Origin of the sequence: uncultured Collinsella sp. (assembly GCF_959026545.1) — a bacterium.
In the GTDB taxonomy this organism is placed as follows: Bacteria; Actinomycetota; Coriobacteriia; order Coriobacteriales; family Coriobacteriaceae; genus Collinsella.
Window position 1 is genome coordinate 46,268 of record NZ_CAUFLV010000013.1, and the last position, 7,679, is coordinate 53,946.

General features: G+C 60.6%; 6 protein-coding genes. 4 read left to right on the forward strand and 2 right to left on the reverse strand.

What is annotated here, in order from left to right; all coding sequences use genetic code 11:
- The first annotated feature begins 89 nt into the window (after positions 1–89).
- The 3 genes from Q5Q88_RS07045 to Q5Q88_RS07055 all read left to right on the forward strand — a co-directional run bounded on the left by Q5Q88_RS07045 (position 90) and on the right by Q5Q88_RS07055 (position 2,643).
- Complete coding sequence (locus tag Q5Q88_RS07045) at positions 90–1,073, forward strand: SIS domain-containing protein (protein WP_294158331.1); 984 nt, start codon at positions 90–92, stop codon at positions 1,071–1,073.
- 89 nt (positions 1,074–1,162) lie between these two features.
- Positions 1,163–1,789 carry an HAD family phosphatase gene (locus Q5Q88_RS07050; protein WP_118652910.1) on the forward strand — a complete coding sequence of 209 codons (627 nt, stop codon included), beginning with the start codon at positions 1,163–1,165 and terminating at the stop codon, positions 1,787–1,789.
- 131 nt (positions 1,790–1,920) lie between these two features.
- Positions 1,921–2,643: a GntR family transcriptional regulator gene (locus Q5Q88_RS07055; RefSeq protein WP_302742546.1), complete on the forward strand. Its 723-nt coding sequence runs from the start codon at positions 1,921–1,923 to the stop codon at positions 2,641–2,643.
- 81 nt (positions 2,644–2,724) lie between these two features.
- On the opposite strand, the gene Q5Q88_RS07060 is transcribed toward Q5Q88_RS07055, so the two are convergent.
- A complete protein-coding gene (locus Q5Q88_RS07060) occupies positions 2,725–3,732 on the reverse strand; it encodes a YitT family protein (protein ID WP_294122685.1) in 1,008 nt (335 codons plus the stop codon).
- 614 nt (positions 3,733–4,346) lie between these two features.
- On the opposite strand from Q5Q88_RS07060, the gene Q5Q88_RS07065 reads away from it, so the two are divergent.
- On the forward strand, positions 4,347–6,377 hold the full coding sequence (locus tag Q5Q88_RS07065; RefSeq protein WP_302742549.1) for an ATP-dependent DNA helicase RecQ: 2,031 nt from the start codon (positions 4,347–4,349) through the stop codon (positions 6,375–6,377).
- 181 nt (positions 6,378–6,558) lie between these two features.
- Here the strand turns inward: Q5Q88_RS07065 and Q5Q88_RS07070 are convergent, their stop codons facing one another.
- The gene (locus Q5Q88_RS07070) at positions 6,559–7,632 is read right to left on the reverse strand and encodes an L-lactate dehydrogenase (RefSeq protein WP_302742551.1); all 1,074 of its coding nucleotides are present in this window, start codon (positions 7,630–7,632) and stop codon (positions 6,559–6,561) included.
- Between the last annotated feature and the right edge of the window lie 47 nt (positions 7,633–7,679).

Sequence of the window (7,679 nt, forward strand, 5' to 3'; positions counted from 1 at the left end):
TAAATCCACTGCATAAAACCATTTGTTTATAGGTGCCACGACGGCGCGTAGGAGAGTCTTGTCGCGGCAGCATAGAAAGGAAGCATGTTATGTACGAGATCGACCTTAACCTCCCTAAGCAGATCGTCGCTGACGTCCTGTCCAACCACGAGATCCACAGCGTCGCCTTCGTCGGCTGCGGTGCCTCCATGTCCGACCTGTACCCCGCCAAGTACTTCCTGGCCAACAACACGGACAAGCTGAACGTTCAGATCTTCACCGCTAACGAGTTCAACTACGACACGCCTTCCTGGGTCAACGAGCACACCTTCGTGATCACCTGCTCCCTCGGTGGCTCCACGCCCGAGACCGTCGAGGCCAACAAGACCGCTAAGAAGCACAACTGCCCGGTCGTCTCCCTCACCAACAAGGCTGGCTCTGCTCTGACCGTCGATGCCGACCACGTCATCGTCCACGGCTTCCATGCCAACTTTGCCGCCAAGGCCGAGAAGCCTGGCTACGCCATCGCTCTTGCTCTCGAGATCCTTCAGCAGACCGAGGGTTATGACAAGTACGACGACATGATCACCGGCCTCACCAACGTCTTCGAGCTCTGCGAGAACGCCGCTCAGCACTGCAAGAAGCTTGCCAAGAAGTTCGCCGAGGACTTCAAGGACGACAAGATGATCTACTTCATGGCTTCCGGTGCCTCCGAGAAGATGGCCTACTCTCACGCCGCCTTCCTGTTCACCGAGATGCAGTGGATCGACGCCGCCGCCTACAACACCGGCGAGTACTTCCACGGCCCGTTCGAGGTTTCCACCGAGGGTAAGCCCTACGTCTTCTTCATGTCCGATGGTGCCACCCGTCCGATGGACGCCCGCGCCCTCACCTTCCTTGAGCGCATGGGCGCCAAGGTCGCTCTGATCGACTCCAAGGACTACGGTCTGGCCGACGCCGTGCCGGCGAGCGTCATCACCTACTTCAACCCGCTGCTGCACCTCGCCGTTATGCGCGAGTACGGCAACCAGATCGCCGAGGCCCGTCAGCACCCGCTGACCATGCGTCGCTACATGTGGAAGCTCACCTACTAGGTGAAGGCCGTAGGTTCTGTCTGCGATTTGTATTTTGACTCGGCGGGGCGGCTCCTTATGGGGCCGCCCTTTATTACAGGGAGGTTCCTATGATTAGGGCAGTGCTGTTTGACATGGACGGTGTGCTGGTAGATACAGAGTGGTTTTACAGCAGGCGTCGTGAGGCATATTTAGCTGAGTGCGGGATAACATACGATGTTTTTCCCGATTTGACTGGTATTAGCACTGCCGAAACTTGGGAGGTGCTCATCCCTAACGATTTAGGGCTGCGTGAACGTCTATGTGAGGCATATGGCCCCTATTGCGATGCTCACCCCATTCCGTATTCCGAGCTTCTCAATGATGGGGTGAGGGACACGTTTCGAAAGTTGCACGAACGCGGAATAAAGACTGCTATTGCGAGTTCATCATATCGAGACATGATTGAGGAGGTCATTAGCGTTGCGGGAATCAGGGGTATTGTAGACTATGTGATAAGTGGGTTTGAGTGCAATGCTTTCAAGCCTGATCCTGAAATCTACGCGAGAGCGATGAGCTATTTGAGGGTTGAGCCTTCCGAATGCTTAGTCGTCGAAGACTCTCCTACTGGTATTGAGTCGGGCGTGCGTTCTGGCGCACGTGTCTTGGCATTGAGGCCCCGCGACGGGGTTGTGCTCGATCAATCTCGGGCAGATAAAGTGATTGACACTTTGGGCGCAATCATGGACGAGCTGTAGTCAAGGTCTGGACGGCGATTGGCTTTTTACCGTTTACCGAGGTGTATGCCATTGCCGGCTGAGGCGGGCTCAACTGATGCGCAAGCGATTATACTTAAGACGTTATATACATCACATAATTGGATGGAATCATGACAAATAGCAAGTCGGCACCTCTGTACCAGCAGATTTTCGAAGAGATTAAAGGGGCGATCGAGGCGGGGGATTACGTTCCGAAGGAGCGGATTCCCTCCGAGCCGGAGCTTTCCGAGCGTTATGGAGTGAGCCGTATCACCGTTCGCCGTGCTGTTGAGGAGTTGTGTGCCGAGGGATATTTGGTCAAGCAGCAGGGTCGCGGCACCTTCGTGAGCACGCCTCACATTAATCGCCGTCTTCTGCAATATACGGCGGCGCGGAGTTTTACAGATGTGTGTCGCGACAGCAACATGAAGCCTGGTGCCCATGTTCTCAATCGCCTCATCGTCCCCGTGCGCTTGGAGGAAGCGAAGTTCTTTGGCCTCGACGAGTCGGCGCTACTCCTGTATGTCCAGCGAATTCGCACTGCCGACGAGCAGCCGATTTTCGAAGAAAATGTTTTCGTGCCGTACGAAGGTTGCCAAGAGCTTCTCAACGTCGATTTGGAGGGCGTATCCCTGTTCGACAAAATTGCGGAAGTTACCGGACACCGGCCGACTAAAACACCAAGACGCACCGTCGAGGCGGTTCGCGCCACGCAGGAGCAGGCGTCGAGGTTGGCGATCTCGGTGGGCGACCCGCTGCTCTTCCTGAATGTCTGCTTTGCCGACGACGAGGACAACCCCGTGTGCATCGGCCGCCAGTACTACGTGGGCAGCAGGTACCGCTTCGTGTTGTAGGCAAAAGCGCTCGATATAACGGAGCTTCGGCATGGCGGTGGGTCGATATGACGGCGCGCCGCCATATGGGATGTGCGGGGATTACCTGCCGTCGTCCTGCTGCAGGCCGGCGGGTTCGTGCCTGCGGGCCTGCTTGGAGAGCAGGCGGGCGGGTTTGTCGGGGTCGGGCACCGCGGTGGGCAACGGCTCATCCACATGGCCACCCCACCATCCGCCCACGAAGTCGAGCGTATGGAACACGTTGATCACGGCGCCGGGGTCGATGTCGCACACGAGCTTGATGATGTCCTGGCTCTCGTATGTGGACACAACGGTGTGCAGCAGGTACATCTTCTCGCGGCTGTAGCCGCCGATGACCTCGGCGCAGCTGATGCCGTGCTGGAAGTGGTTGACGTAGGCGGTCATGACCTCGTCGGCCAGGCGGGTGGTGATCTGCAGGGTCACGCGGTCGTAACGGTGGTAGAAGCTGTCGATCGTCTTGGTGGATATGAACTGGAACACGATTGAGTACGCGGCGTTGTCCCATCCGAACATCCAACCGAAGATCACGAGGATGAGGCAGTTGAAGGCGAAGATCACTCCCCAGATGGTCTTGCCCGTGTGGTTCGAGACCCACAGCGCGATGAAGTCGGTTCCTCCGGTGGAGGCGCCCGCCTTGAGGGCGATGGCGATGGAGAGCCCCGAGACCACGCCGCCGAAGATGATGAGCATGATCTTGTCGCCCAGGAAAGGCGCGAAGTCGAAGATGTTGAGGAACAGCGAGGAGAGGGCGACTTGGGTCATCGAGAAGATGACGAAGCGCCTGCTGATGCCGCTCCAGCACATGAGTGCCACGGGGATGTTCAACGCGAGCATACCGAGCGAGGTGTCGATATGGACGCCGCCGAGCGAGGTGATGCGGTCGAGGAGGACCGCGACGCCGGTGAAGCCGCTGGGCAGGAGGTCGGCGGGCTGAACGAAGGCCTGGATGAGGAAGGTTTGGATCAGGGCGGACACCGTGACGGCCGCCGCGGTGATGATGCGGCGGACGATGGTGAGGCGCGCGAGCTCGAGCGCGCGGTCGGTGAGCTGGTCGACGGCGTTCGCCACGGGCGCTCCTTTTGCAGGTAGGTGTTGGTACAGGGTGTGTCGAGCGATTGTATCACGGGCGGGCCGCGTCTATCGCCAGCGGCCTTGCAGCACGCGACGCGCCGGTTGCTATAATGGAGATCGAGTACGCGAGGTGTGCCCATCGCCCTCATCCAATGGGAAGGGGGTGGTCGTCGTGTCCGAGGTTATTTTGCTTCTGGCCCTCGTCACCGTCCTGGTGATCGTGGCCAAGTCTTAATTTCTGCTCTCGCACAAAAGACGACTCCGGGCCGCCCTGCAAGCGACCCGGAGTCTAGGTGCGAGACATATGTTCCGTTCCACCCGATTCACTTGCTTAAAAGAGGGTGAGCCTCGCGTGCTTGGATACATCATAGCACAGACGAATCGTCCTCAAACGCTGTCGTCATACATATGGAACTTGAGTTCACGTATGCTGAAAAGCGGCATTTTGCGCGGGCATAAAGAAGGGAATCTTTGGATGGTGGACGTGGAGAGCGTGCGCGACCGCGCAAACAACCCCAGGCCTGGTGGAAGGCCCCGGCGCACCAAACCTAAGTCCGTCTCGTCCAATGCGGGCGAATCCGCGCATTCGGTTCGGGAGGCATAGGGGGTCCGTGGAAGCAACAAAGGACATTCTCAAGCGCTATTTTGGCTACGACTCGTTTCGTCCGGGTCAGGAGCGGATGGTCGATGCCATTCTCGCCGGCCGCGATGCGCTGGGCGTGATGCCCACCGGCGCCGGAAAATCGATCTGCTACCAGGCGCCAGCGCTCATGATGCAGGGCCTCACGCTGGTGGTGTCTCCGCTTGTCTCACTTATGGGGGACCAGGTGCGAGCGCTCAAAGAAGTCGGCGCGCGCCCGAGCTACCTCAACTCCTCGCTCACGCCTGCCCAGCAGAACACGGTGCTCAAGCGCGCGTCGGAGGGGTGGTACCAGATCATGTACGTGGCGCCCGAACGCCTTACCGACGAGCGCTTCCTCGCGTTTGCGCAGGCGGCCGCGGCTCCGGGAGGCATCGGTCTCCCACTCGTCGCCGTGGACGAGGCCCACTGCGTTTCCCAGTGGGGTCAGGATTTCCGCCCATCCTACCTGCAGATAGCAGAGTTCATTGCCGCCCTGCCCGCGCGCCCCGTGGTGGCTGCCTTTACGGCAACGGCGACGGAGCGCGTGCGCGACGACATCGTCCAGATGCTGGGGCTGCGCGCGCCGCAGACGGTGGTGACGGGTTTTGACCGAGCCAACCTCTCGTTCAACGTGCAGGAGATGGGCGACAAGGCGAAGGCGGCTTGGATTCGCGATTATGCCGCATCGCACGCCGACGAAAGCGGCATTGTGTACTGCGCCACTCGCAAGGCGGTGGACGAACTGGCCTTTGACTTGGGCCGGACGCTTGCGCCGCGGGGAATACGTGTTGCGCGCTACCACGCAGGCATGAGCACAGACGAACGCACGGCGGAGCAGGCCGCCTTCATCGCCGACGCCGCACCGCTCATGGTCGCCACGAACGCCTTTGGCATGGGAATCGACAAGCCCAACGTGCGTTACGTGATTCATCATAATGTGCCCGAGAGCATCGAAGCCTATTACCAGGAGGCCGGTCGCGCGGGGCGCGACGGTGATCCGGCCGCATGCTACCTGCTGTGGAACGGGCACGATTTTGGCCTGAGGCGCTACTTTATCGAGCGGGATGTGCCTGAAGACGCGCTCAGCGCGGAAGAGCGCGCGTTCACACGGCAGAACCGGTACCGTTTGTTGGCACAGATGGAGGGCTACTGTCAGACCACTGGCTGCTTGCGCGAGTACATCCTGCGCTATTTTGGCGACGAGGGTGCGCTGGGTGTCAAGGGGGTGGCAACTGGGAGTGCCGATTCGGTCGGCGCAGGCGCGGCGGCAGGGAGCTCCGTACCGGTCGGCGCGACTTTGGCAATCGGGGGCGCCGCGTCAAGCGAGGCCGGCTGCGGCAATTGCTCCAATTGCCTGACGCGCTATGAAGTGGAGGACGTCACGGACATCGCGCTCGCTGCCATGCGCCTGGTCTCCGCGACGGGCGGGCGGTTTGGCAAGGCACTTATAGCCGAGGTTCTGCACGGTGCCAACACCGAGAAGATCCGCCAATTTCACCTCGACGACGCGCCGGGATACGGTGTTGTTGCGGAGGTCTCCATCAAGCGCATCAAGGACGTCCTGGACCAGCTGGTTGGTCGCGGCTACTTGGCGCAATCGCAGGGTCGGCTCCCCGTTGTGGGCCTGGGCTCCCACGCAGGTGAGGCACTTGATCCGCAGCGTGTGAGTGGCTTCTCCTTTACGGTGAAGAAGCGCGCCTCCCAGAGCGTCTCGGCAAGCCGGGCGCGCCGGGCGGTCGACTTGGTGCGTGAGGAGGCTGCGTTGGATGCTCGCCCGCGCGTGGGTGATGACGCCGAGCTGTTCGACGAGCTCAGATTCTTGCGTCGCAAGTTGGCGGATGAGCACAACGTCCCGGCGTACATCATCTGCTCGGACGCGACGCTGCGCGGTTTGTGCCGCAAGCGTCCCGCAACGCGCGAGGACCTGCTCGAGGTCACAGGCATAGGCGAGAAGAAGGCCGACGCCTATGGCGAGGCGTTTCTTGCGGCGATTGCCGAGTACGAAGCAAGCGTGCGGTAGGTGCCGTCATTCGATTGCATCCTGGGGCAGCTGTGGGGTAATTGTTCAGTGACGGAGGCCTCTGTGGGCGTTCGCAGGGACAATAAACGGGCCGCGCCGGAAGTGCTTTCTCCGCGCGCGGCCTCTGTAGGAGCGCGATATGTAGGAGCGCGTTACGCTCGACCAGACGGCAGTCGATTGACTATTTGGCGTCCCAGGCGGCCTCGTCCCACCAATCGAGCTGGGCGATGTTGTCGCGGATGTGCTGGCAGCTCTTGTGGAAGCCCTCAAGCTCGTGCTCGGACAAATCGAGCGTATAGACCTCCTCGACGCCTTCGGCGCCGATTACGCACGGCAGGGAGGTGAAGATGCCCTCCTCGCCATATTGGCCGGTCATGAGCGTGGAGGCGGAGAGCACGGCGTGCTCGTTGTGCAGCACGGCGGCGCAGACGCGAGCGGCGGAGTTGGCGACGGCGTACTCGGTGCAGCCCTTGCCCGCGTACGTCACGTAGCCGCCCTTACGTGCGAGTTCCTCGATCTTCATGTGGTCGAATGCGTACTTCTCGCGGTTTTCCGCCTCGAGCTCGCTGAGCTTCTTGCCGGCGACGGTCGCGGCCTTGAATGCGCCGATCTGGCTAAAGCCGTGCTCGCCGACCATGTACGCATCGATGGACTTGGGCGAGATGCCGATCTGCTTGGAGATCTCGGTGCGCAGGCGCGCGGAGTCCAAGCCACAGCCCGAGCCGATGATCTTCTTGGGGTCGTAGCCGGTCAGGTGCCAGATCTCGGTGCACACGACGTCGCAGGGGTTGGAGATGCTTACGAAGATGCCGTCGAACCCGGCGTCGACGATGCGGTTGGCGAAGGTGCGCGCGGCGTCCGTGGTGTAGAACAGCTCGCCATCGCGATTGGTTGCGGCAAGCGCGACCTTGCCGGCGGCGTTGACGACGATGTCGCAGCAAGCGAGCTCTTCGTAGCGGTTTCCGCAGTTGACGATCTTGGTGTTGTAGGGAACGAAGCTGAGCGAGTCGCGCAGGTCCTGGACTTCGGAGGTCACCTTTGTCTCGTTGATGTCGCACAGGTAGAGCTCGTCTGCGATTCCCTGCATCAGCAGACTGTTGGCAACGTGCGCGCCCACATGGCCCTGGCCCACCACGCCGATCTTTCGAGTCTGGTACATATCCGAGTCCTTTCGGCCGAAGTTTTCGTACAGGACATTGTAATTCGCACCGAGCGCTGTGCCGAGATAAAGCGATTCGTTTCCGTTCTGACACATTGCGGTGGCGGCATGTGGGGGCGGCGGGCGTTCCGGGCGTGATGGGC

What these genes read in the sequence shown, in the direction of transcription:
- Q5Q88_RS07045 (WP_294158331.1), top strand. Translation starts at nt 90, where the DNA reads ATGTACGAGATCGACCTTAACCTCCCTAAGCAGATCGTCGCTGACGTC.
- Q5Q88_RS07050 (WP_118652910.1), top strand. Translation starts at nt 1,163, where the DNA reads ATGATTAGGGCAGTGCTGTTTGACATGGACGGTGTGCTGGTAGATACA.
- Q5Q88_RS07070 (WP_302742551.1), bottom strand. Translation starts at nt 7,632, where the DNA reads ATGTGTCAGAACGGAAACGAATCGCTTTATCTCGGCACAGCGCTCGGT.
- Q5Q88_RS07055 (WP_302742546.1), top strand. Translation starts at nt 1,921, where the DNA reads ATGACAAATAGCAAGTCGGCACCTCTGTACCAGCAGATTTTCGAAGAG.